We start from the raw sequence: 23475 nt of genomic DNA, 5'->3' as shown, positions 1-23475 counted from the left end.
GCCCGACACCCACCCGCACGGGCTCCCTCCGTCCGTCCTTCCCGAGGAGGTGCGGCGCGTCCGAGTCGACCGCGCTGACCAGGGGCGACGACGCGACGCGCGGCTCGGAGGGTGTGACGTCTACCACATAATGGCCTCTTTGCCCACCCCCGGTGTGCGCCTTGTGAAGACGTTCACTTAGAAAGGACTCGTGGACGAACCTGTAGACGTGGCGCTGGTCGGTGGCGGCATCATGAGCGCGACCCTCGGGGTCCTGCTCCAGCAGCTCGAACCCACCTGGAGGATCCGGGTGGTCGAGCGTCTCGAGAACCTCGCCGAGGAGTCGTCGGGCCCGTGGAACAACGCGGGCACGGGCCACTCGGCGCTGTGCGAGCTCAACTACACGCCCGAGCGGCCGGACGGCTCGATCGACATCGCCCAGGCGGTGAAGGTCAACGAGCAGTTCCAGGTCTCGCGCCAGCTGTGGTCGTTCCTCGTGCAGAGCGGGCGGCTGCCCGACCCCGCCTCGTTCATCAACCCGACGCCCCACCTCAGCTTCGTGTGGGGCGACGACAACGTCGACTACCTGCGCCGCCGCTACGAGGCGCTCGTCGACCACCCGCTCTTCGCCGGCATGGAGTACAGCGAGGACCCCGAGGTCATCGCGGGCTGGACGCCGCTGATGATGGCCGACCGCGACCCGGCCCAGCCGATCGCCGCGACGCGCATCGACTCCGGCACCGACGTCGACTTCGGCTCCCTCACCCGCGAGCTGACGCTCTCGCTGCACGAGCACGGCGCCACCGTCGAGCTCGGCTCCGAGGTCCGCTCCGTGAAGCGCACCGACGCGGGCCACTGGCGCGTGAGCGGCAAGCGCGTCGCCGGCGGCGAGTCGTTCTCGTTCGACGCCCGCTTCGTGTTCGTGGGCGCCGGCGGCTACGCGCTGCGCCTGCTGCAGAAGGCCAAGATCGACGAGATCAAGGGCTACGGCGGCTTCCCGGTCAGCGGGGAGTTCCTCCGCACCACCAACCCCGAGGTCGTGGCGCGCCACCAGGCGAAGGTCTACGGCAAGGCTGCCGTCGGCGCGCCGCCGATGTCGGTGCCGCACCTCGACACCCGCATCGTGGGCGGCGAGCGCAGCCTGATGTTCGGCCCGTACGCCGGCTTCAGCCCCCGCTTCCTCAAGACCGGGTCGCTCTTCGACCTCTTCACGTCCATCCGCTGGCACAACCTGCTGCCGATGCTCCAGGTCGGTCTCCGCAACATCCCGCTGACCTGGTACCTCATCACCCAGGTGCTCGCGCGCAAGTCGACCAAGTTCGCCGAGCTCCGGTCGTTCGTGCCCGACGCCGACCCCGCCGACTGGGAGAAGGTCGTGGCCGGCCAGCGCGTCCAGGTCATCAAGAAGGACCCGGAGAAGGGCGGCATCCTCCAGTTCGGCACCGAGGTGATCGCGGCCGGCGACGGCACCATCGCGGGCCTGCTCGGCGCCTCGCCGGGCGCCTCGACGGCGGCGCCGATCATGCTGTCGCTGCTCGAGCGCTGCTGGCCCGACCGGGTCGAGGGCTGGCGCCCGCAGCTGCAGGAGATGGTGCCCAGCTACGGCACCCAGCTCGCCGACGACCCGGCCGTGGCCTGGGCGACGATGACCCGCACCGCCGAGACGCTCGGCATCGAGGCGCCGCCGCGCGACGACCGCGTGCGCGTGGCCTGAGCCGGGGGCGCGGTTTAACCGCTCGAGCGGTTAAACCGCCTCCTTGCGCCCTGAATTCAGGGCGCAAGGTTCCAGTTTCGCCGCTCGAGCGGCGAAACTTCCCCTGGGTCAGCCCAGCAGGCGCGGGCGCTCCGTCTCCTCCCCGAGCACGTGCTCGGCGAGGAAGGCGAAGACGGTCTCGTACCAGATCTTCGCGTGCTGCGGCGCGAGCACCCAGTGGTGCTCGTCGGGGAAGTACAGGTAGCGGTGCGGCATGGAGCCGGCCTCGGCCGCGAAGTGCTTCGCCAGCTCGGACCACAACCGGTTGCCCTCGCCGATCGGCACGCGGTAGTCGCGGTCGCCGTGGATCACCAGCGTCGGCGTCACGATCTGCTCGACGAAGTGGTGGGGCGAGTTCGACTCCAGCGCCTCGGGTGTGAAGATCTGCTGCCAGTAGTCCGCGCCGTCGGTGGTGCCGGCGAACTGGTCGAGGGCCCAGAGGCTCGCGTGCGTCACGATCGCCTGGAAGCGGTCGGTGTGGCCCGCGACCCAGTTCGCCATGTAGCCGCCGAACGACCCGCCCATCGCGGCGGTGCGGCTCTCGTCGACGTCGTCACGCGCGACGACCGTGTCCGTGATCGCCATCAGGTCGGTGTACGGCGCCTCGCCCCACGCGTTCCAGCCGCGCTGGATGAAGTCGAGACCGTAGCCGGTGGAGAGGGCCGGGTCGGGGAGCAGCACGGCGTACCCGCGGGCCACGGCGAGCTGGGCGCACCAGCGCCAGCTCCAGGCGTTCCAGCTGTTGAGCGGCCCGCCGTGGATCCACAGCAGCAGCGGCGCCGGCGTGGTGGCGTCGGCCCCCTCGGGCAGCAGCAGCCAGGCCCGCACGCGGGCGCCGTCGTCGGCGGTCGTCTCGACCTCGGTCATCGTCGCGACCGGGGCGGGCGGGGCCGCGGGGGTCGCCAGCGGCGTGACGGTGCCGTCGCGCTCGACGCGCACCGGGTGGGGCGGCACGTTCCAGCTCGACCGGAGGGCCACGACGGCGCCGGTGGTGCGGTCGACGCGGGCGCCGGCGTACGCGTGGTCGTCGTGGGTCACCTGCTCGACGGGCCCGCCGTCGAGGGGCACGCGGAAGATCGGGGCGCGACCGTCGTGGTCGGCGACGACGACGAGCGCCCGGTCGTCGTGGTCGAAGGCGACGCTGGAGGGCCAGTGGTCCCAGTCGGCGGCGAGGCGGCGCGGCTCGGAGCCGTCGATGCCGACCACCCAGAGCTCCTGGTCCGACGACCCGGCCGGGGTGGAGAAGGTGGACCGCACGTAGGCCACGAGGCGCCCGTCGTGGCTCACGGCCGGGGACTCGTAGTAGGTGGAGGGGTCGTCGAGCAGCACCGTGTGGGCGCCGGTGGTGACGTCGACGGCCACGAGCGCGAAGCGGCTGGCGCGGTGCTGCGGTCGCCGCAGGGCGACGACGAGGGTGCGGCCGTCGGGGGTGAGCGCCTGGCCGGCGGTGTCGGCGCTCCGGCCCGGGTGCGGGGTGAGGTCGGCGGGCCGCGGCAGGTGGGCGGGGTACGGCGTGGGCTCGCCGTCGCCCGTCCCGTCGGCCCCGTCCGTGGCGTCCTCGCCGGCGTCGTCGGTCGTCGGCGCGTGCACGACCTCGTCGCCCAGCGCGCGCAGGTCGAGGCCCAGCAGGTGGGGCTCGTCGGGGCCGAGGTCGTGGTCCCAGTGCCGCACGGGGTAGGTCTCGTGCAGGATCGCGTTCACCTTCAGCTTGCTGCGCTCGGCACGCAGCGCCGCGTCCTCCTCGAAGGTCGTGGTACCCGGCAGCAGCGCCGAGGAGAGCACGACGACGTCGGCGGCCTCGGCGGTCGCCGCGAGGGCGTCGACGCCGGCGGCCAGCGCCGTCACGGGGCGGGCCTCGCCGCCGCCCGCCGGCAGCAGCCAGAGCTGGGCGGGGGGCTTCGTCGTACCGCTCGGGGTGTCGGCGCCGGCGCGGCCAGACACGAAGAGCACGTCGCCGGAGGCGGTGAAGCCCGCGCCCGCCTCGCCCTCGGTACTACGGGTCAGGCGCCGCGGGGAGCCCGAGCCGTCCGCGGGCACCTCCCACAGGGCCCGCTCGTAGCGGGTGCGGTCGGCCGACAGCGTCGCGACGGTGAGCACCACGCGGGTGCCGTCGGGCGAGAGGGCCAGGCCCTCGGTGCGGGGGAGGGCGAGGTAGTCGTCGAGGGAGCCGAACGGCCCGGGGTCCGAGAGAGTCACCTCCGCACGCTATCGACCCACGGGGGCCACCGGCACCCGGGTCGAGGTCACGATGTGGAGACGTACGGGATGCTGGCCCGCGTGAACGAGCTCCTCGACCGCGTGCTCGGCGACGTAGTGACCCGCCAGCCCGCCCTCGACCCCCGCCTCGCCGCGGCCTGCGCCCTGCTCGCGCTGGCCCTGGTGGTGTGGCGGCCCGCGTGGCGTCGTACGCGCCACCTGGTCACCATCGCCCACGAGGGCGCCCACGGCGTGGCCGCCCTGCTGAGCGGCCGGCGACTGTCGGGTATCCGGCTGCACTCCGACACCTCGGGCCTCACGGTGTCGCGCGGCCGGCCGACGGGGCCCGGCATGGTCGCGACCGCCTTCGCGGGGTACGTCGGGCCCAGCCTCCTCGGGCTGGTCGCCGCGGTCGTGGTCGCGCGGGGCTACGCCATCGGGGCGCTGTGGGTGGCGCTCCTGCTGCTGACGCTGCTGCTCCTGCAGATCCGCAACTTCTTCGGCCTGTACGCCGTGCTGCTGGCCGGCGCGGCCGTCTTCGCGGTCTCGTGGTGGGGCACCGAGGAGGTGCGGGTCGCGACGGCGTACGTCGCCACGTGCTTCCTGCTGCTGGCCGGGCCGCGGCCCGTCGTCGAGCTGCAGCAGCAGCGCCGGTCGGGACGCGCGGCCCACTCCGACGCCGACATGCTCGCGCGGCTGACCCGGGTCTCCGGCACGGTCTGGGTGGGGGTGTTCCTTCTGGTGACCGTGGCTGCGGCCCTCGGCGGGGGCTGGCTGCTGTGGGCGGCCGCGGAGGTGTGAGCGACCGCCCCCGCCCGGCGCCGGTCACGCCTCTGGGGGTGGACCGGGGGTTGCCCGACGTGCGTAGGTTCGAGGCATGAGCGAGGACCAGCTGCAGCCCGAGGACACCCTGGACGACCGTGGCGTCGACGACGTGCTCGACGAGGGCATCTCACCGCCGGAGCGCTACCGCGGCGTGGACGCGAAGGGCGTGACGGCGGCGGAGGAGCTCGAGGGCGAGACCATCGACGAGCGACTGCCCCAGGAGGAGCCGGAGGTGTGGGACGGCCTCCAGCAGGAGCTCGACGCCGAGATCGTCGACGGCCCCGTGGGCGGTGAGGTCGGCGGCGAGCGCACCGGGCGGCTGGCCGCGACCGACGACGGCCGCCACGACACCGGGTTCGCCGAGGACGAGGGCATCGACGGCGCCGGCGCCAGCGCCGAGGAGGCCGCCATGCACACGATCGAGGACGACGGCGCTCTCTAGCCCGTCGGGGGCCGCGACCCCGTACGACGACAGCGACCCCGGACCCGTGCGTGGAGCACGGGTCCGGGGTCGCGTCGTGTGCGGCTGCCCGTGGCGCGGGCGGGGCCGCTACCGGAGCCCTGGCGTCAGTAGCGCTCGACCCGCAGGTCGTAGTTGACGATGCCCTGCGCGTCGAGCGGGCGACCGGCGCACGCCCGGTCGGTGCCCCGGTCGCAGTCGAACCGGGTCGACGCGTTCGAGAACGTGATCGTCACGCGACGCACCGTGGCCGTGGAGAACGGCAGGTACGCCGTGGTGCCCGGGCTCTGGAGCGTGATCGGGACGCGCGAGATCTTGCCGTCCTTGGTCTCGACGATCGCGAACGCGCCGCCGGACGGCGTGCCCGTGAAGCTGAACCGGACGCGCAGGCGCAGCCGGTTCGGGCCGAGGGTGGAGTCCGGGACGACGGTCGTCGAGTTGGTCGTCATGGGCGCGACGCCGCTGCGGATGAGCGACGTGGACGTCTGCCGGTTGGTCAGGCGGAGGTAGCGCTGCGTCGGCGCCGAGAGCCCGAGCGCCCGGGCGCTGCGGTAGTGCGCCGCCGCGTAGACGTTGGCCGCGCCGAAGCCCGCGAGCTCCTTGGCGAGGTTGCCGCGACCGCTGCCGTCGCGGAAGTCGCGCAGCGCGGCCTCGACGGCCTGCAGGGAGTGGGTCTGCCACGGGTTCGAGGCCCGGTTCCAGGTCTGGCGCACGACGTTGTCGCCGAAGCGGGCCGCGAGGTACTCCCAGAAGATCCAGTTGCCGTAGACCGAGAACGAGTCCTCCCGCGCGCGGTCGAGCGGCGAGGTCGGCGCGGTCAGTGCGCTGTCCTCCAGGTAGCTCCACGCGTCGTTCACGTTCGGCGCGAAGCGCTCCTCGACCCAGGTCGCGGTGCTCTCGTAGAGCCAGAGGTCCTCGGTGAAGTCGTAGCCGAACTGCACGGCGTGGGAGAACTCGTGCACGGCCGTGACCTGCAGCGGCTCGCGGGGGTCGTCGTACCCGAACTCGACGTAGTCGTTGTCGAGCACGCAGTAGCTGGTGGCCCGCGGGTTGGTGCCGGGCACCTCGGACTCGGGGGCGCAGTAGCCGTAGAGGCCGAGCTCGCCGAGGTCGGCGAGGTAGACGTCGAAGAGGGCGTTGCCGCCGCGGGTGCCGTCGGTGGGCGGGGCGTTGTAGCCCTGCGTGCCGAGGAGGAAGGAGCGGGCTCGCGTGACGGTCTTCTGGGTCTCGTAGGCCCAGGCGTCGGTCGCGCGGTCGACGTTGCCGGGCTCGACGACGTAGTGCACGCAGACGGCCGTGTTGCAGCCGACCTTGACGTTCTCGGTCGTGTAGCCGACCCCCAGCTCGGGGTCGAAGCCCTCGGTGGGCCGGGCGAGGAGGCGGCCGGCCACCTCCTGCTGCGGCTCGGTCAGGCGGGGGAGCACGCGCAGCAGGTCGCGCAGCGCCATGGTCGGGGCCTCGGTCTCGCCGGTGGCCTCGTTCACCACCTCGCCGTTGACGGCCTCGACGGCGATCTCGAGCACCTCCGTGGCGATCTCCGGGGTGATGGCCTCGTCAGCCAGGGGGACGGGGGTCGGGTCGCCGGGCTCCGCGGCCGTGGCGGGGGTCGCGGTGGTGGCCGGGGCGGCACCCGGGGCGGCGGAGGCCGCCGTCGCCGGGGCGACGAGCAGGCCGGCGAGGACGAGGGCGACGAGGCCGCTCGTGGCGCGTCTGGGCATGGGCATCCTTCGGGCAGGGTCACGTGCCCGGCGGCACCGAGCGCCTCAGGGTAGGCGGACGAGGGCCCCGAGCGCCTCCGGTACGCGCACTTTTCTCCCGGGCGTCGGCGCAGGTCAGGGCCCTATGGGGAGTACCACCTACGCTGGCACGAGCACCTGCGACGCACGGTCGTCGACGGCCGTTCGCAGCCCGCAGCCCGGGCAGGAGAGGATCACCCCCATGAGCACGGACATGTTCCGCCTGCCCGGAGCCGCCGAGGCGGACGTCGTACGCCAGAAGGCCCTCAACCGCATGCGCGCCGTCGCCACCGGCCTGCTGGTCGCGGCGGCCGTCGTGTACGCCGCGACACTCGGCCAGGACGGGTTCTGGGGCTTCGTCAACGCGGGTGCCGAGGCGTCGATGGTGGGCGCGATGGCCGACTGGTTCGCCGTGACGGCGCTGTTCCGCCACCCGCTGGGCCTGCCGATCCCGCACACGGCGCTCATCCCGCGCCGCAAGAACGAGCTCGGCCGCGGCCTGCAGGACTTCGTGAAGGACAACTTCCTCGCCGAGAACATCATCCGCGAGCGGGTCGGTGCCGCCGAGGTGAGCCGCCGCGTCGGGGCCTGGGTGGTCGACCCCGCGCACGCCCGCCGGGTCGTCGACGAGGTCTCCGAGGTCGCGGTGGCGGGCCTCGGCCGCGTGCGCGACGACCACGTCTCCGAGCTCGCGGAGGCCGTGCTGCTGCCCCGCTTCCGCGAGGAGCCCATCGCGCCGATCGCGAGCGCGCTGCTCGGCGAGATGGTCGAGGACGACCTCCACCACGGTCTCGTCGACCTCGCCCTCGAGGAGCTGGTGCGCTGGCTCGGCAAGAACGAGGACACGTTCATCGAGGTGCTCGGGGAGCGCGCCCCCTGGTGGAGCCCGCCGCGCCTCAACGACGCCGTCACCCAGCGCGTGCACCTCGAGGCCATCAAGTGGGTCGAGGACATCCGCAGCGACCCGACCCACCGCGCCCGCCAGGCCCTGGACTCCATGCTCCGCGACCTCGCCCGCGACCTCGCCGAGGACCCCGCCACCGCCGAGCGCGCCGAGCGCCTCAAGCTGCGCGTGCTCGAGCACCCGCAGGTGCTCGCCACCGCGGTGTCGCTGTGGAACGCCTTCCAGCGGGCCCTCACCGGCGCGCTCCAGGACCCCGAGGGCCCCCTCCGGGACCGCCTCGAGACCGAGCTCGCCGCCTTCGGTCGACGCCTCGGCGAGGACACCAAGCTCCAGAAGCGCCTCGACGGGGTGCTGGCCGACGCCGTGGTCTTCGCGGTCACCCGGTACGGCGCGGAGCTCACCGACGTCATCACCACCACCATCGAGCGCTGGGACGGCAAGGAGGCCGCGCGCAAGATCGAGCTGCACGTCGGCCGCGACCTCCAGTTCATCCGCATCAACGGCACGGTCGTCGGCGGTCTCGTCGGCCTGCTGATCCACACCGTCGCCGTGCTGGTGGGGTAGGTCCGGCGGCGCCGTACGGGCATCGCCGGAGGCACCGGTCGTCGTACGTGTAACGCGGTGTCCGGGTGTCTGCACACGTGTCAGGACACGCACTCGGACACCTGGACACCGCGTTACACCGGGTGGGGGCCGGGGGAGCCCGACTGAGAGCCGGGTGATCCGGTGCCACCAGGTGACACCGGATCACCCGGCTGTCCGAGCCTCCCGGCGTCGACGGCCACCACCGGGCATGGACCCGCGCTGGGGTGCGCTGCGGTGTCACCGGGTGGCACCGGAGCGCACCCTCGACGGCGGCCCCGACCGCCGCCGGCCGCCGCCGGCCGCCGCCGGCCGCCCGCCGGCGTCGGAGGGCCCCGCAACGCGACGACCGCCGCCCGGAGGCCGGGGCGGCGGTCGTCGTACGGGTGGAGCGAGCAGGTGGCTACCAGGGCAGCCCGTCGGAGACCTCCGTGCCGGGCTCGGCGACGCGCACGGCCTCGCCGCGCAGCACCACCACGTCGCCGGCGCGCAGCTGGCGTCCGCGGCGGAGGTCGACCTCGTCGTTCACGGTCACCTCGCCGGCGGCGATCAGCTCCTTCGCCTCCGCGCCGTTGTCGACCAGGTTCGCGAGCTTCAGGAACTGGCCGAGGCGGATCACCTCGTCGCGGATCGCCACGTCCCGCGGGGCGGGGGCGGCGGGCTCGTCGGCGGGGGTGTCACGGGCGCGGCGGAACGAGGGGAGTCGCACGGGTCAGGAGACACCGATCAGGTCGACGACGAAGATGAGCGTCTCGCCCGGCTTGATGACGCCGCCGGCGCCGCGGTCGCCGTACCCGAGGTGCGGCGGGATGACGAGCTGGCGACGGCCGCCGACCTTCATGCCCTGCACGCCGGTGTCCCAGCCCGAGATGACCTGGCCGACGCCGAGGCGGAACTGGAGCGGGGTGCCGCGGTTGTACGACGCGTCGAACTCCTCGCCGGTGGAGTGGGCGACGCCCACGTAGTGCACCGACACGGTCTGGCCGGCAGCGGCCTCCGCGCCATCACCCTCGGTGACGTCGGTGATGACCAGGTCGGTCGGCGGTTCGAAGTCGGGGAACTCGATCTCGGGCTTGTCCATGAGGGCCAGCCTCGTCGCTGCGCCCCGCGCCCGCAACTCCGGGGCGCCCTGCGGAAAGGGGCGCGGGGGCCTCAGCCCTGGTGCACGTAGGTGTCGAGCTGGTCGCGCTCGAACTCGAGCTCGTTGATGCGCTGCTTGACGACGTCGCCGATGCTGACGACCCCCACCAGCGTGCCGCCGCCCTCGAGCACGGGCAGGTGGCGCACGCGGTGCTCGGTCATCTGCTGCATGACCGACTCGATCGAGACGTCGCCGGTGCAGGTGTGCAGCACGGCCGTCATCACCGCGCTGACCGGGGCGTCGAGGAAGCCGGGGAGGTCGTCGGCGCGGCGGTGCATCTCGCGCACCAGGTCGCGCTCGCTGAGGATCCCGTCGGGGCTGGCGCCGTCGGCGCTGACGACGAGGGCGCCGATGTTGTGCTGCTCGAGCGTGGCGAGCGCGGAGCGGACGGTGGCGTCCGGTGTGACGGTGTGGGTGCCGGGCGCCTTCTGGGCGAGCGCGTCGCGGATATTCATCTCGGCCTCCTGGTGGCGGAGGCCCGCGCCGGGCGGGCGAGCGCGGACCGTCCCGGCAGCATAGGTGTGACCGTGGTCACATAGGAAGGCTCAGGGGGTGCGGGGCCGCAGCTGGCGCACGGTGCCGCCGCCGAACTCCTGGTCGTCCGGGTCGTCGCCGGTGGCGGTGCCGAGGAAGCCGAGCGCAGCGTCGTGGAGGTGGCCGTTGGTCGCGAGCGCGTTGCCGCTCCAGGGCCCGTCCTGGCCGTCGAGGCCGGTGAACGCGCCGCCGGCCTCGCGCACGATCACGTCGAGCGCGCCCATGTCGTACAGCTCGAGCTCGGGCTCCGCGGCGATGTCGACGGCCCCCTCGGCGACGAGCATGTAGGACCAGAAGTCGCCGTACGCCCGCGTGCGCCAGACGCTGCGGGTGAGGGCCACGAAGTCGTCGAGCCGGCCGCGCTCGTCCCAGCCGCTCAGCGAGCTGTAGGAGAGGGAGGCGTCGCCGAGGTCGCGCACGTCCGAGACCTGGCAGGCGGTGGCCTTCAGCAGCGACTTGCCGGTCCAGGCGCCCTGCCCCTTGGCGGCCCACCAGCGGCGCTGGAGCGCGGGGGCCGAGACGACGCCGGCGACGATCTCGCCGTCGACCTCGAGCCCGATGAGGGTGGCCCAGACGGGCACGCCGCGCACGAAGTTCTTGGTGCCGTCGATGGGGTCGATGATCCAGCGCCGCGAGCTGTCGCCCGTGCTGCCCTCCTCCTCGCCCACGATCGCGTCGCGCGAGCGGACCCGCGAGAGCTTCGAGCGGATCGCCGCCTCGACGGCCTGGTCGGCGTCGGTGACGGGGGTCAGGTCGGGCTTGCTCATCACGTGCAGGTCCATCGCCTTGAAGCGGGCGAGGCTCAGGGAGTCGGCGTCGTCGGCGAGCAGGTGCGCCAGTCTCAGGTCGTCGGTGTGGTCGACGGGTCTGCCGGCGTCAGCGAGGGCCATGCGGGTCAATCTAGCCGTCAGACGTCGGAGCTCTCGCGGGCGGCGAGAAGTCGGCGGAACGAGGTGACCCGGTCGGGGTCGACCTGGCCCGCCTCGAGTGCCTCGTCGAGCTCGCACTCGGGCTCGTCCTCGCCGTGGGTGCAGCCGCGCGGGCAGTCCTCGGTCATCTCGTCGAGGTCGGGGAACGCCTCGATGAGGTGCTCGGGCAGCACGTGCGCGAGACCGAACGAGCGGATGCCCGGGGTGTCGATGATCCACCCGCCGGGCTCGCCGGGGCCGCCGTCCTCCGCGGGCAGCGCCAGCATGATGGCCGACGTCGAGGTGTGTCGTCCGCGACCCGTCGTGGAGTTGACGACACCGACGTCGCGCAGGGCGGTGGGCACGAGGCGGTTGACGAGCGTCGACTTGCCGACGCCGCTGTGGCCGATGAGCACGCTGACGCGGCCGGCGAGGCGCTCCCGGACGGCCTCCACCTCGGCCCCCTTCTGCGTCACGACCCACGGCACGCCCAGCGAGCGGTAGGTCGAGAGCAGCGTCTCGGGGTCGGCGAGGTCGGCCTTGGTCAGCACCAGCAGCGGCGCCATCCCGGCGTCGTACGCCGCCACCAGCGCGCGGTCGATGAGGCGCGGGCGGGGCTCGGGGTCGGCGAGGGCGGCGACCACCACGAGCTGGTCGGCGTTGCAGACGATGACGCGCTCGACGGGGTCGTCGTCGTCCGCCGTACGGCGGAGCACGGTGCGCCGGGGGTCGACCTCGACGATGCGGGCGAGCGCCCCGTCGATGCCCGAGGTGTCGCCCACGAGGCGCACGCGGTCACCGACGACGACGCCCTTGCGGCCCAGCGGCCGGGCCTTCATGGCGGTGGTGGGGGCCGAGACGGGGTGGCCGTCGACGAGCACGGTGTAGCGGCCGCGGTCGACGCGGACGACCGTGCCGGCCTCGGCGTCGTCGTACGTCGGCCGGTCCTTGGTGCGGGGGCGTGTACGACGACGGGGTCGCTCGTAGTGCTCCGCGTCGTTCTCGTCCCACCCCCTGGCCACGGCTCAGGCCCCGGCCGGGCGCGTGGCGCCGTCGGTCACGCGCGTCCAGGCGCCGGCGAAGTCGGGGAACGTCTTGGCGGTGGTGGCGACGTCCTCGACCAGCACGCCGTCGACGGCGGCCCCGACGACGACGCCGGCGTGCGCCATCCGGTGGTCGGCGTAGGTGTGGAACACCCCGCCGTGCAGGGGCGCGGGCCGGAAGGAGAGCCCGTCGGGGTGCTCCGTGACGTCGGCGCCGAGCCCGGCGAGCTCGGTCGCGAGCGCGGTGACCCGGTCGGTCTCGTGGCCGCGGATGTGGGCGATGCCCCGCAGGTGCGACGGGCCGTCGGCGAGGGCGCAGAGCGCGGCGACGACCGGGGTCAGCTCGCCGACGTCGTGCAGGTCGAGGTCGACGCCGGTGAGCCGCTCCGGCCCGGTGACGTGGAGCCCGTCGTCGTCGAGCCGCACGTCGCAGCCCATGGCGGCGAGGATGCCGCGCAGGGCGTCGCCGGCCTGGTCGGTCGTGGTCGGCCAGTCGCGCACGGTGACGGTGCCGCCGGTCGCGGCGGCGAGCGCGACGAAGGGCCCGGCGTTGGAGAGGTCGGGCTCGATGAGGTGGTCGGCCGCGTGGATCGGGCCCGGCGCGACCGCCCAGCGGTCGGCGTCGCTGTCGTCGACGTCGACGCCGTGGGCCCGCAGCATCGACACGGTCATCTCGATGTGGGGCAGCGACGGGATCGGCTTGCCGTCGTGGCGCACGTCGACGCCGTGCTCGTAGGTCGCGCCCGCGAGCAGGAGGGCCGAGACGAACTGCGACGACGCCGAGGCGTCGATGACGACGGTGCCGCCGCGGACCGACCCGGTGCCGGCGATCGTGAAGGGGAGGGCGCCGCGCTCGTCGTCATGCACGTCGACCCCGAGCCCGCGCAGCGCCGTGAGGATCTCGCCGACGGGACGCTTGCGCATGTGGGCGTCGCCGTCGAAGGCCACGCTGCCCGTGGAGAGGCCGGCGATCGGGGGCACGAAGCGCATCACGGTGCCGGCGAGGCCGCAGTCGACGGCGGCGTCACGGTCGAACGGGCCAGGGGTGACCGTCCAGTCGTCGCCCGAGGTGTCGACGGTCGAGCCGAGCGACGTCAGCGCCTGCGCCATGAGGAGCGTGTCGCGCGAGCGCAGTGCCCGACGTACGACGGACGGCCCGTCGGCGAGCGCGGCCAGCACCAGGGCGCGGTTCGTCAGCGACTTGCTGCCCGGCAGGGAGGTGACGATGTCGACCGGCCGCACCACCCGGGGCGCGGGCCAGGGGTCGGCGGGCGCGGGGAGGGAGGGGCCGGGAGCAGCAGCCGAGGACGTCACGGTCGGCAGGGTACCGAGCGCGAGCGTCCCCGGCTGCGGCCAGGCTCGTGCGGAGCGGGTCTCAGGTGAGCTGGGCCTTGGCGAGCTTGGCCTCGCGGCGGGCCGTCTTGGTGAGCACGGCGGCCTCGCGCTTCGCGTCCTTGGCGGCGCGGCGCGCGCGCCAGGCCAGGCCGGGCTTGCCGTCGGTGTCGACGGCGGCGAGCAGCAGACCGCCGAGCACCGAGCCGTTCTTCACGAACTGGGTGAGCTGGAGGCTCTTCGCCGTGGTGTCGCTCTCCTCCCAGAACGGGTGGCCGGCGACGGTGGTCGGCACCAGCGAGGCCGCGAGGACACCGGCGGCGAGGCGCGGCGAGCGGTTCGTCGCCAGGGCGGCGCCCGCGAGGATCTGGACGGCGGCGTTGATGCGCACGAGGGTCACGGCGTTGTCGGGGAGCGGGAGGCCGGCTCCCTGCGCCTTGGGCACGACCTTGTCGGTCACCTTGGCGGCCTTCGGGGCCATCGCCTCGGCGTTGCGCAGAGCGTTGAACCCGCCGACGACGAACATCGAGGCGAGCAGCGGGCGGGCGATCAGTCGCGTGACGGTCATGGCGTCCTTCCTACACGATCGCGCCAGATGCGCAGTAGACCCGCGAGGGGGAGGGCGCGAGCCGCGCACGCCCGGCCTCCGGGCGTCTAACCTGGCGGCATGTGCGGTCGCTACGCCTCGAGCCGTGAGCCCGACGACCTCGTCGACGAGTTCGACGTGGCCGAGACCGTGCTCGCCACCACGCCGGAGCCCAGCTGGAACGTGGCGCCGACCGACCCGGTCTACGCGATCCTCGAGCGGCCGCCGAAGGGCGACGACGAGGCGGTACGACGCCAGCTCCGCGCCCTGCGCTGGGGACTCGTGCCCTCCTGGGCCAAGGACCCGAAGATCGGCTCCCGGATGATCAACGCCCGGGTCGAGACGGTGGCGGAGAAGCCTGCGTTCCGGAAGGCCTTCGCGTCGCGACGCTGCATCCTGCCCGCCGACGGCTACTACGAGTGGTACGTGACGGAGCAGCAGACGAAGGCCGGCAAGCCGGTCAAGCAGCCCTACTTCATCCGCCCCGCCGACGGCGGGGTGCTGGCCATGGCCGGTCTCTACGAGATCTGGCGCGACCCCACGAAGGACGAGGACGACCCGGACCGCTTCCGCTGGACCTCGACCGTCATCACCACCGACGCCACCGACGACCTGGGGCGCATCCACGACCGGATGCCCCTGATGGTCGGCCGCGACGACTGGGCCGACTGGCTCGACCCCACCGTCACGGCCGGCCCCGACCTCCTCGAGCTCCTGGAGCCCGCGCTGCCCGGGCGGCTCGAGGCGTTCCCGGTGTCGAAGGCCGTCTCCAACGTGCGCAACGACGGGCCCCACCTGGTCGACCCGCTGCCCGCGGAAGGCGAGGCCTGACGGTGCCTCCCGCCGAGACCGGGGACCCCCGCGACCCCCGCGACCAGGTCGTGGCGTTCCCGACGCCGTACGGCGAGGGCCGGCTGCACCGCCGGGCCGCGACGGACCCGGTCGCGTGCCTCGTGCTGGGCCACGGGGCGGGCAACGGCGTGGCCTCGGCCGACCTGGAGGCCCTCGCCGACGCGCTGCCCGACCAGGGCATCACCGTCGTGCGCCTCGAGCAGCCATGGCACGTGGCCGGGCGCAAGGTCGCGACGCCGCCCGCCACCCTCGACGTCGGCCTGGTCGCCGGGGTGGCCGCGCTGCCGGACGCCGACCGCGCGGTGCCGCTCGTGCTCGGCGGTCGCTCGGCGGGGGCGCGCTCCGCGGCGCGCTGCGCGAGCGACCTCGGCGCGGTGGGCGCGGTGCTGCTGGCCTTCCCGCTCCACCCGCCCGGCCGGCCCGAGAGGTCCCGTCGCCCGGAGCTGGCCGGGGCCGGGGTCCCGCTCCTCGTGGTCCAGGGCGAGCGCGACGCCATGGGGCGTCCCGACGAGCTCGAGGCAGCGGACCTGCCCGCCGACCTCGACCTGGCCGTCGTACCGGGCGCGGACCACGGCATGAAGGTGCTGCGCTCCGGTGCGCTGACGCAGGAGGAGGCGCTCGGGGTCGTCGTCGAGACGGTGCTGGAGTGGATCGTGCGGGAGGTCGTCGGCTGAGTCGCCTCCCGCCCCGCCGGAATAGCCCCGGGGGTGTCGTCGTTGCGACGGAGCGACGCGATACGAGGAGGTACGGATGCTGGTGTGCGAGGAGCGACCGGTGGCGGTCGGAGCCGGGACCGGGTTCGACGTGCTCGGAGTACGCTCGACGACGATGACAGAGACGACGGGGACCGCCGACGCGGTCGAGACCGACGAGGAGCGCGGCGCACGCTTCGAGCGTGACGCCCTGCCGTTCCTCGACCAGCTCTACTCGGCCGCGATGCGCATGACGCGCAACCCGGCCGACGCGGAGGACCTGGTGCAGGAGACGTTCGCCAAGGCGTACTCCTCCTTCCACCAGTTCCGGCCCGGCACGAACCTCAAGGCCTGGCTCTACCGCATCCTCACCAACACCTTCATCAACACCTACCGCAAGAAGCAGCGGCAGCCGCAGCAGTCGATGGCGGAGGACGTGGAGGACTGGCAGCTCGCCCGGGCGGAGTCCCACACGTCCGTCGGCCTGAAGTCGGCCGAGCACGAGGCGCTCGAGCACCTCCCCGACAGCCAGGTGAAGGACGCGCTCCAGCGCCTGCCCGAGGAGTTCCGGATGGCGGTGTACCTCGCCGACGTCGAGGGATTCCCCTACAAGGAGATCGCCGAGATCATGGACACCCCGATCGGCACCGTGATGTCGCGGCTGCACCGCGGCCGTCGCCAGCTGCGCGACATGCTGGCCGACTACGTCCGCACCAACGATCTGCTCCCGACGGCCACCGTCGGCGCGGCGACGCAGAAGGAGGCCGCACGGTGAGCACCGGACACTCGCACCCCGGCGCCGGTCGCCCCGAGGCGCCCCTCGACGGCAGCGCGGAGGAGTGCGCCGACTTCCTCGAGCGCATCATCTACTTCATCGACAACGAGCTGGACGCCGACGACTGCTCGGTCGTGCAGGCCCACCTCGACGAGTGCGGTCCCTGCCTGCGCAAGTACGACCTCGAGCGCACCGTGAAGGCCGTCGTCGCCCGCTCGTGCCGGGAGTCCGCTCCCGACGCGCTGCGGCAGCGCGTGCTGCTCCAGATCCAGGAAGTCCGCATCCGCATCGCGGAGTGACGCGGGTCCGCGGCCCCCACCGGATTGGTGGCAGGCCGCGGAACCTGCGAGAATGCCCGATGGCCCGCGGGAGACCGACCTGCGAGTCGTCGCAGACACCAGGAGGAACGCCATGGGCAAGACCGGCCGCAAGCGCCGCGCTCGCAAGAAGAAGGGCGCGAACCACGGCAAGCGCCCCAACGCCTGAGCGCGAGAAGCACCCGCACCACCACGCCACCCCCGAGCCCTCCGGCCGGGGGTGCGTCGCGTCTCAGGGGGTCCGGAGCGTCCGCTTGATGTCGGTCTTGAGCACCTTGCCGACCTTCGAGCGCGGGAGGTCCTCCCACACCTCCACCTGCTTCGGGGTCTTGACGCTGCCGATCCGTGCCTTCACGAAGGCTCGCAGCTCGTCGGGCTCGAGCGTCTGACCGGGCCGCAGCTGCAGCACGACCACGACCCGCTCGCCCCACTTCTCGTCGGGCAGGCCGACCACCGCGCAGTCGGCCACGGCCGGGTGCTGCATCACGGCCTGCTCGACCTCGGTCGAGTAGACGTTGAAGCCGCCGGTGATCACCATGTCCTTCGCCCGGTCGACGATGTGGAGGTAGCCGGCCTCGTCGAGGAACCCGATGTCGCCCGTGTGGTGCCAGCCGTGGGCCGAGGCCGCGGCGGTGGCCGCCGGGTCGCGGTAGTAGCCCCGCATGACGAGCGAGCCGCGCACGACGATCTCGCCCGGCTGCCCGGTCGGCAGGACCGTGCCGTCGTCGGCCATCACGGCGACGGTGACGAGCGGTGAGGGCCGGCCCGCCGAGGAGAGCCGCTCGACCGCCACCGACCCGTCGGGCCGGAAGTGGTCGGCCGGGGCCATCGTCGAGATCATCATCGGTGCCTCGGTCTGGCCGAAGAGCTGGGCCATGACGGGACCGATGCGTCCCAGTGCCTCCTCGAGTCGCGCCGACGACATGGGCGCGGCGCCGTACCAGAAGCACTGCAGCGAGGAGAGGTCCGTCGTCGCCAGCGCGGGGGAGTCGAGCACCAGGTAGACCAGCGTCGGGGGCAGGAACGTGTGGGTGACGCCGTGCTGCGGCACGAGGTCGAGGAAGGCGCCCACGTCGGGGGTCCGCATGATCACGACCTCGCCGCCGAGCGACAGCACGGGGAAGCAGAGCACCCCCGCGGCGTGCGTGAGCGGCGCGAGCGCGAGGTAGACGGGACGGCCCTCGAAGGGATAGCCCATCAGCGTCGCCGCCGTCATCGCCTCGAGGTTGCGGGTCGTCAGCACCACGCCCTTCGGGCGACCGGTCGTCCCGCCGGTGCCGACGATCATGGCCACGTCGTCGACGGGGAGCCGGTCGACGCCCTCCTCCGCGGCCGGCGCGGCGGCCAGGAACTGCGTCCAGGTCAGGGCGCCCGGTACGTCGGCGTCGAGGCAGACCAGGGTCGTCAGCAGGGGGAGGTCGCCGCGGATCTGCTCCACCAGCGGTGCGAACGAGGCCTGGAAGACGAGGGTGCCGCACTCGAAGAGGGCCAGGAGCTCGCGGTTCTCCGCGGCCTCGTTGCGCGGGTTGACGGGGCACCAGACCGCCCCGGCCCGGCTGATGCCGAACACGCAGGCGAAGGCGACCGGATCGTTCGCCGACAGGATCGCGACCTTGTCGCCGGGCTCGACGCCGCGTCCGGCCAGGGCCGCCGAGATGCGGAAGCTGAGCTCCCGCACCTCGGCGTAGCCGAGCGACCGGCCGTCCGTCGTCAGGCAGGGTGCCGAGGGGTCGAGGCTCGCGCCCTTGTCGAGGTAGTCGACCAGTCGCACGCGCTCAGCGCTCCACGGTCAGGACGGGGTCGCTGACGAGGCCGAACCCCCGGAGCACCCCGAGCAGCTCGCGGTGGCCGAACGCCTGGCAGCCCGATGCGAAGCCGACCCGCCGTGGGGGCTGCTGCAGCAGCGCGTAGGCGGCGTACGCCTGCAGCGCACCGGTCTGCTTGTAGTTCTGGTTGCCGTGGATGACGCAGTGCGCCCGACCCAGCGGTCCTGAGGCGTGCGCCGAGTCGAGCGACTTGTTGAGCCGCGGGTTCTCACGCGGCGGCATCTGGCTCATCACCTGGGCTGCCGTCGCGGCGAGTGCGAGGTACTTGTCGTCAGGATCCATGTCCTTCGTCGCCTCGAGGGCGCCGGCCACGATCTGCGGCACGGCGAGCATGAGGCCGCGGTTGAAGACACCGCCGAGCGCGCGGACGTTGGCGACCCGGGGGTCGCGTCGGTACCAGACGGGGTGGGACGTGCCGCCCCACGGCAGGGCGAGGGCGACCTCGTGCTGGCCCGGTACCGCCAGGTGGAAGTGGCCCGCGTCGGGGTCGAACGCGACGTACTCGTTCTGCTCGAGGTAGTGGGCGTTCGACAGCGCGGCGTTGAAGAGGATCGTCTGGGTCGAGGCGATGGTCGGGCTGCCGCCCCAGAACACGGCGATGTCGAGGGTGTCGAGACCGGGCTGCTCCAGAGCGACCTCCGCCGCGATCTCGCCGGTGGTGTACATGTGCGCGATGCCGGGGGAGAGCAGCAGGCCGGCGGCCGCGAAGTCGGCGCCGTACTTCTCGTCGCAGGTGATCAGCCAGTCCTGCTCGCCGGTCGTGTCGGTGTAGTGGACGCCGGCGGCGAGGCACGCCTCGACGACCTCGGGGCCCCACTTGCTGAAGGGGCCGACCGTGTTGCAGACGACCGAGGCGCCGCGGAAGAGCTCGGTGAGCGAGGCGACGTCGTGCGTGACCTCGACGACCTCGTAGGAGGCCGTCTCGATGCCGGCGACGTTCGAGGCCATGGAGGCGGTGAGCTTGTCGCCGTCGCGGCCGGCGGCGACGAAGGGGACGTTGTACTCCCGGAGGTACTCGCAGATGAGGCGGCCGGTGTAGCCGGAGGCGCCGTACACGACGACGGGCTTGTCAGACATGGTGTTCCTTCGCTGGGGAGGTCGGTGGAGGAGTGGCGGCGGGGACGGGCGGCGGGGACGGGCGGGTCACATGCCCATGCCGCCGTCGACCGACAGCGCGACGCCGTTGACGAAGCGCGACGCGTCGGAGGCCAGGAAGAGGACGGCGTCGGTCATGTCGGAGATCTCGCCGAGCCGGCCGGAGGGCGTGAGGTCGACGACGCCCTGGACAGCCTCCTCGGCGGACCCGAAGAGACCGATGCCGGCCACGTCGTTCGCGAGCCCGATGCCCATCGCGGTGGGCACGAGGCCGGGGCAGATGCAGTTGACGCGCACGCCGTAGCCGAGCTTGCCCGCCTCCATCGCCCCGACCCGGGTGAGCCGGTCGACCCCCGACTTGGTGGCGGAGTAGACGGCGATGCCGGGGAAGGCGATGGTCGCGGCGACCGAGGCGACGTTGATGACGGTGCCGCCGCGGCCGGCGGCGCCACCGGGGCGCATCGTGCGGAACGCGTGCTTGAGACCCAGCGTGGTGCCGAGCAGGTTGATCTCGAGCATCCTGCGGACCGCGGCCGGCTCGACGTCCACGAGCAGGCTGGTGATCTCGACGCCGGCGTTGTTGACGACGATGTCGAGGCCGCCGAGCTGCTCGACGGCGGTGGCCACCGCGGCCTCCCACTGGGTGTCGTCCGTGACGTCGAGGTGCGTGAAGGCGTGACCGTCGCCGAGCGACTCCGCCACCTTCGCCCCGAGGTCGTCCTGCACGTCGGCGACCAGCACGCGCGCGCCGGCGGCGGCCAGGGTGTGGGCCATGCCCTCGCCGAGGCCCTGGGCGCCACCGGTCACCAGGGCGGTGCGTCCGGTCAGGTCGAGATCGGTCATCGGAGCTCCTCTGCTCACGACGCCCGGGCGGGCGTCGTCGTCGATCGGGAGGCGCCGGATTGTGGCGCCGGTCACACCATGGTGCGAAAACTTGACGCTCGTCAAGAGTTTGGACGAATGTCAAGAAAATCGGTCCGGGGGAGGTCTCCCGCCGCCGGCGCGGCAGGATGTGACCTACGATCGACGCGGCCGGAGGGCCGACGAGCAGGCGGGGAGCCGGTCGGGGAGCAGATCGAGGAGGGCGCATGGCCGGGACCACGACGACGCGACGGACCGTCGCCGAGAAGAATGACGCCCGCCGCATCCAGCTCGCCGAGTCGGCGCTGCGCACCCTGGGCGAGCTCGGCTACGCCCGCACGAGCCTCCGCGAGATCGCGCACAACTCGGAGTTCACCCACGGCGTCGTCCACTACTACTTCCGCGACAAGCACGACCTGATCGTCACCGGCCTGCGCCACTACAAGGCCCAGTGCGTCACCCGGTACGACGACGTGGTCGCCACCGCGACCGGGGCCGACGAGCTCGCCGACGGGTTCGTCGACAAGCTCGTCGAGACGATCGTCGACGAGGCGCCCATGCACCGCCTCTGGTACGACCTGCGGGCGCAGAGCATGTTCGAGGTCGAGCTGCGCGAGGCCGTCCTCACGATCGACGCGACCCTCGAGCAGATGATCTGGCGCGTGCTCACCCGCTACGCCGAGCTGGTCGGCCGGGCCGTCCGCGTCCCGTCGGCGGCGGCCTACGCCCTGCTCGACGGCCTCTTCCAGCAGGCGCTCCTGGGCCACCTGACGGACCGGGCCGAGGCCCTCGTCGACCTGGGCGTGCACGTGCGCGACCTGCTGCCGCACCTGCTCGAGCCCTCCGCCTGAGCGCCGGGCAGGATGGGGGCATGACTCCCTCCGAGGACGCAGGGGCGCCGGCCGTCGAGGCCCGCCTACGTTTCGACGTCGGCCGGGACGACACCGCCGCCGCCCTGGGCTCGGGCAGCCTCCCCGTGCTGGCCACGCCCCGGCTGCTCGCCTGGTGCGAGGCCGCGACGGTCGCCGCGCTCGCGCCGGGCATGGCCGACGGTGCGACCAGCGTCGGCACCCGGGTCGAGCTCGAGCACCGGGCGCCCACCCCCGTCGGCGGTTCCGTCGAGGTGCACGCCAGCCAGGCGTACGTCGACGGGCGGCTCGTCCGGTTCTCCGTGGCGGTGCGCAACGTCGTGCCCGCGGAGAGGAGCGGCGACGCCGACGGGCTCGGCAAGGTCGTGGCCACCGGCGAGGTCACCCGGGTGGTCGTCGACGCCGAGCGGTTCATGGGCCGTCTCTGACACTGGACCAGTCCGGCCGGGCGGCCGGAACTTCTTGTCCCGGGTTCTCCTCAACTGCGGGCGCGTCGAGCCGACCTCACGATCGACACGCCCCACCGTTCGCCGGAGACGGCACCCGAGAAGGACACCGACGCCATGCGCCACCGCCCCACCACCCACGACGCCGGCGGGCGTCGTACCACCGCCCTCGTCTCCGCCGCCGTCGGTCTCGTCACCGTCGCGGCCACCTTCGGGCTCGCGCCCGCGGCGAGCGCCGCGACGGTCGTCGAGGCCGACCTCCCGACGTACGTCGACTGGGACACCGTGCAGATCCCGACGGTCCCGGGCGTGCGCTACGTCGACGGCGGCAACCGCGCCCTCACCGGCACGGTCGACCTGCCGGGCGTGAACCAGTTCGGGTTCCGCGAGATCACCATCAAGGCCGTGGCCGAGAGCGGCTACACGCTCGACCCCGCGAGCGCCGGGTGGGAGTACACCGAGGGCGGGCGCCTCGTCTCCCGCTTCGACACCCTCAAGGACGACGAGCTCATCGACGTCAGCGCCGAGGGCTGCAACTACACGTTCACCAACGTCCAGCCCTACGCGGTCGAGTACTCGCTGTTCGCCGGCGCGAGCGAGGTCGCCGGCGTGCTCCGCAGCGGCGCGACGGTCCGCGCCACGGCGACGCACCCCTACGTCTACCTCGCGGCCCAGCACCCCGACGACCTGAGCGCCTCCGCAGGCACCTCGTTCGACACGTTCGAGTGCGCCGTCGGCCAGGGCCGCGCGGGCTCCAAGGTCACGGTCAACGACTGCCGCATCACGTTCGAGCGCGCCCGCGGCGCCTCGGTCGACATCTGGGAGATGTTCTACCGCGACGCCGAGGGCAACGCCTCGCTCGAGGGCGTGACGGCCTCCCGCGCTCCCGTCGAGGGCGACTGGGCCACCCCGGTCACCTTCGACTTCTCCGGCGTGGGCCAGCAGGGCCTCCCGGTCTTCTGGGGCGAGCAGACGGTCGTCGCCGGCCAGGCCGAGCCCGACGACTACATCGGCAGCCGCACCATCTGCAACGGCGCCGTGCCGGCCGCCCCGGCCCGTCCCTACACGAGCGTCGACGGCAACAAGATCACGGTGGCCTGGAACCCCGTGACCGCCACCGGCAGCTCGCCCGTCACCGGCTACGTCGTGAAGTCCACCTGGAACGGCACCTCGACCTACCGCGCGGTCCCGGCCAGCCAGACCCGCCTCCCGCTGCAGAAGCAGCCGGCGGGCGTGACCACCTTCGTCATCTACGCGACCAACGCGGCCGGCAACTCCGCCCCCAGCCCGGCGCGCACCGCGACCGTCGCCACCGTGCCGTCCGCCCCGGCCCTGCCGGGCGCGGTCGTCAAGGGCCGCAACATCACCGTGTCGTGGACCCCGCCCACCAGCAACGGCGGCGCGGCCATCACCGGCTACGTGGTGCAGGTCAACAACCGGTACGTCGCGGTGCCCGCGACCGCCCGCACGCTGACGTTCCGCAACCTGGCGGCCGGCAACCACTACATCCGCGTCTACGCCACGAACGCCCGGGGCAACTCGGCGGGCTCGGCCGTGCGCAAGGTGACCCTGCGCTGACCTGATCCATCCCGCACGATCCACATCGCACGACCACACCGGCCCGTCCCCTCCCCGGGGGCGGGCCGGTGTGCTGCGTCGGTGGGGCGGGCCCGCGGACCCGCCCGAGGAAGATCCGGATCCGTGGAACCGGTTCCGGGGCCCACCGCGTCTGAGGGATGAAGCACCCGCGCCGGGCGGGGGCC

24 protein-coding genes are annotated in these 23475 nt (G+C 73.3%); 12 read left to right on the top strand and 12 right to left on the bottom strand.

What is annotated here, in order from left to right; genetic code table 11:
- Positions 1-190 precede the first annotated feature (190 nt).
- Complete coding sequence (locus K329_RS0103320; RefSeq protein WP_028471942.1) at positions 191-1693, top strand: malate:quinone oxidoreductase; 1503 nt, start codon at positions 191-193, stop codon at positions 1691-1693.
- 108 nt (positions 1694-1801) lie between these two features.
- Here K329_RS0103320 and K329_RS0103315 read toward each other — a convergent pair whose 3' ends face one another.
- Positions 1802-3928 carry a S9 family peptidase gene (locus tag K329_RS0103315; RefSeq protein WP_028471941.1) on the bottom strand — a complete coding sequence of 709 codons (2127 nt, stop codon included), beginning with the start codon at positions 3926-3928 and terminating at the stop codon, positions 1802-1804.
- Positions 3929-4009: 81 nt separating this feature from the next.
- On the opposite strand from K329_RS0103315, the gene K329_RS0103310 reads away from it, so the two are divergent.
- Both K329_RS0103310 and K329_RS24305 read left to right on the top strand, forming a co-directional pair.
- Positions 4010-4729 (top strand): M50 family metallopeptidase, encoded by a 720-nt coding sequence (locus K329_RS0103310; RefSeq protein ID WP_245596422.1) that lies wholly within the window; start codon positions 4010-4012, stop codon positions 4727-4729.
- A 76-nt stretch (positions 4730-4805) separates the two neighbouring features.
- Entirely contained in the window at positions 4806-5195 is a 390-nt protein-coding gene (locus tag K329_RS24305) for a DUF5709 domain-containing protein (RefSeq protein ID WP_043641939.1), read from the top strand.
- 125 nt (positions 5196-5320) lie between these two features.
- Here K329_RS24305 and K329_RS0103300 read toward each other — a convergent pair whose 3' ends face one another.
- Positions 5321-6931 carry an MXAN_6640 family putative metalloprotease gene (locus K329_RS0103300; protein WP_028471939.1) on the bottom strand — a complete coding sequence of 537 codons (1611 nt, stop codon included), beginning with the start codon at positions 6929-6931 and terminating at the stop codon, positions 5321-5323.
- A gap of 220 nt (positions 6932-7151) precedes the next feature.
- On the opposite strand from K329_RS0103300, the gene K329_RS0103295 reads away from it, so the two are divergent.
- Positions 7152-8417, top strand: a complete 1266-nt coding sequence (locus K329_RS0103295; protein ID WP_052336296.1) for a DUF445 domain-containing protein — start codon at positions 7152-7154, stop codon at positions 8415-8417.
- Positions 8418-8838: 421 nt separating this feature from the next.
- Here K329_RS0103295 and K329_RS24300 read toward each other — a convergent pair whose 3' ends face one another.
- From K329_RS24300 to K329_RS0103260, 7 genes are all read right to left on the bottom strand, one after another.
- On the bottom strand, positions 8839-9144 hold the full coding sequence (locus K329_RS24300; protein ID WP_084540947.1) for an RNA-binding S4 domain-containing protein: 306 nt from the start codon (positions 9142-9144) through the stop codon (positions 8839-8841).
- A gap of 3 nt (positions 9145-9147) precedes the next feature.
- Positions 9148-9516 (bottom strand): FKBP-type peptidyl-prolyl cis-trans isomerase, encoded by a 369-nt coding sequence (locus K329_RS0103285; protein ID WP_028471937.1) that lies wholly within the window; start codon positions 9514-9516, stop codon positions 9148-9150.
- Positions 9517-9587: 71 nt separating this feature from the next.
- The gene (locus K329_RS0103280; protein ID WP_028471936.1) at positions 9588-10031 is read right to left on the bottom strand and encodes a CBS domain-containing protein; all 444 of its coding nucleotides are present in this window, start codon (positions 10029-10031) and stop codon (positions 9588-9590) included.
- A gap of 90 nt (positions 10032-10121) precedes the next feature.
- The gene (locus tag K329_RS24295) at positions 10122-11000 is read right to left on the bottom strand and encodes an inositol monophosphatase family protein (protein WP_043641934.1); all 879 of its coding nucleotides are present in this window, start codon (positions 10998-11000) and stop codon (positions 10122-10124) included.
- Positions 11001-11017: 17 nt separating this feature from the next.
- Positions 11018-12040 (bottom strand): ribosome small subunit-dependent GTPase A, encoded by a 1023-nt coding sequence (rsgA, locus tag K329_RS0103270; RefSeq protein WP_028471935.1) that lies wholly within the window; start codon positions 12038-12040, stop codon positions 11018-11020.
- Between the two features lie 3 nt (positions 12041-12043).
- Complete coding sequence (aroA, locus tag K329_RS0103265) at positions 12044-13375, bottom strand: 3-phosphoshikimate 1-carboxyvinyltransferase (RefSeq protein WP_084540946.1); 1332 nt, start codon at positions 13373-13375, stop codon at positions 12044-12046.
- A gap of 61 nt (positions 13376-13436) precedes the next feature.
- The gene (locus K329_RS0103260; protein WP_028471933.1) at positions 13437-13961 is read right to left on the bottom strand and encodes a DoxX family protein; all 525 of its coding nucleotides are present in this window, start codon (positions 13959-13961) and stop codon (positions 13437-13439) included.
- Between the two features lie 99 nt (positions 13962-14060).
- Here K329_RS0103260 and K329_RS0103255 point away from each other — a divergent pair, with 99 nt between their 5' ends.
- The 5 genes from K329_RS0103255 (at position 14061) to K329_RS32055 (ending at position 16784) form a co-directional block, all read left to right on the top strand.
- Positions 14061-14810, top strand: coding sequence for an SOS response-associated peptidase (locus K329_RS0103255; protein ID WP_028471932.1), 750 nt, complete (start codon positions 14061-14063; stop codon positions 14808-14810).
- 2 nt (positions 14811-14812) lie between these two features.
- Complete coding sequence (locus K329_RS24290) at positions 14813-15505, top strand: alpha/beta hydrolase family protein (protein WP_211225718.1); 693 nt, start codon at positions 14813-14815, stop codon at positions 15503-15505.
- A gap of 154 nt (positions 15506-15659) precedes the next feature.
- Positions 15660-16298: a sigma-70 family RNA polymerase sigma factor gene (locus tag K329_RS24285; protein ID WP_169721562.1), complete on the top strand. Its 639-nt coding sequence runs from the start codon at positions 15660-15662 to the stop codon at positions 16296-16298.
- The gene (gene rsrA, locus K329_RS0103240) at positions 16295-16597 is read left to right on the top strand and encodes a mycothiol system anti-sigma-R factor (RefSeq protein ID WP_028471931.1); all 303 of its coding nucleotides are present in this window, start codon (positions 16295-16297) and stop codon (positions 16595-16597) included. Before K329_RS24285 ends, rsrA begins: the two co-directional genes overlap by 4 nt.
- A 112-nt stretch (positions 16598-16709) precedes the next feature.
- Entirely contained in the window at positions 16710-16784 is a 75-nt protein-coding gene (locus K329_RS32055) for a 50S ribosomal protein bL37 (protein WP_369759046.1), read from the top strand.
- Between the two features lie 63 nt (positions 16785-16847).
- On the opposite strand, the gene K329_RS0103235 is transcribed toward K329_RS32055, so the two are convergent.
- The 3 genes from K329_RS0103235 to K329_RS0103225 all read right to left on the bottom strand — a co-directional run bounded on the left by K329_RS0103235 (position 16848) and on the right by K329_RS0103225 (position 20379).
- Positions 16848-18386, bottom strand: a complete 1539-nt coding sequence (locus tag K329_RS0103235) for an acyl-CoA synthetase (RefSeq protein WP_028471930.1) — start codon at positions 18384-18386, stop codon at positions 16848-16850.
- A gap of 4 nt (positions 18387-18390) precedes the next feature.
- A complete protein-coding gene (locus tag K329_RS0103230) occupies positions 18391-19518 on the bottom strand; it encodes a DUF5938 domain-containing protein (protein ID WP_028471929.1) in 1128 nt (375 codons plus the stop codon).
- 66 nt (positions 19519-19584) lie between these two features.
- Positions 19585-20379 (bottom strand): SDR family NAD(P)-dependent oxidoreductase, encoded by a 795-nt coding sequence (locus K329_RS0103225; protein ID WP_028471928.1) that lies wholly within the window; start codon positions 20377-20379, stop codon positions 19585-19587.
- A 245-nt stretch (positions 20380-20624) separates the two neighbouring features.
- On the opposite strand from K329_RS0103225, the gene K329_RS0103220 reads away from it, so the two are divergent.
- The 3 genes from K329_RS0103220 (at position 20625) to K329_RS0103210 (ending at position 23290) form a co-directional block, all read left to right on the top strand.
- Positions 20625-21248 carry a TetR/AcrR family transcriptional regulator gene (locus K329_RS0103220; RefSeq protein WP_028471927.1) on the top strand — a complete coding sequence of 208 codons (624 nt, stop codon included), beginning with the start codon at positions 20625-20627 and terminating at the stop codon, positions 21246-21248.
- 20 nt (positions 21249-21268) lie between these two features.
- Positions 21269-21694, top strand: coding sequence for a thioesterase family protein (locus tag K329_RS0103215; RefSeq protein ID WP_028471926.1), 426 nt, complete (start codon positions 21269-21271; stop codon positions 21692-21694).
- A gap of 135 nt (positions 21695-21829) precedes the next feature.
- A complete protein-coding gene (locus K329_RS0103210; RefSeq protein ID WP_028471925.1) occupies positions 21830-23290 on the top strand; it encodes a fibronectin type III domain-containing protein in 1461 nt (486 codons plus the stop codon).
- Positions 23291-23475 lie beyond the last annotated feature (185 nt).

The sequence above is a fragment of the Nocardioides alkalitolerans DSM 16699 genome, assembly GCF_000426525.1.
GTDB lineage: Bacteria > Actinomycetota > Actinomycetes > Propionibacteriales > Nocardioidaceae > Nocardioides > Nocardioides alkalitolerans.
Note: the sequence above shows the minus strand (reverse complement) of the source record. Positions and strands in the feature narration are given on the sequence as shown.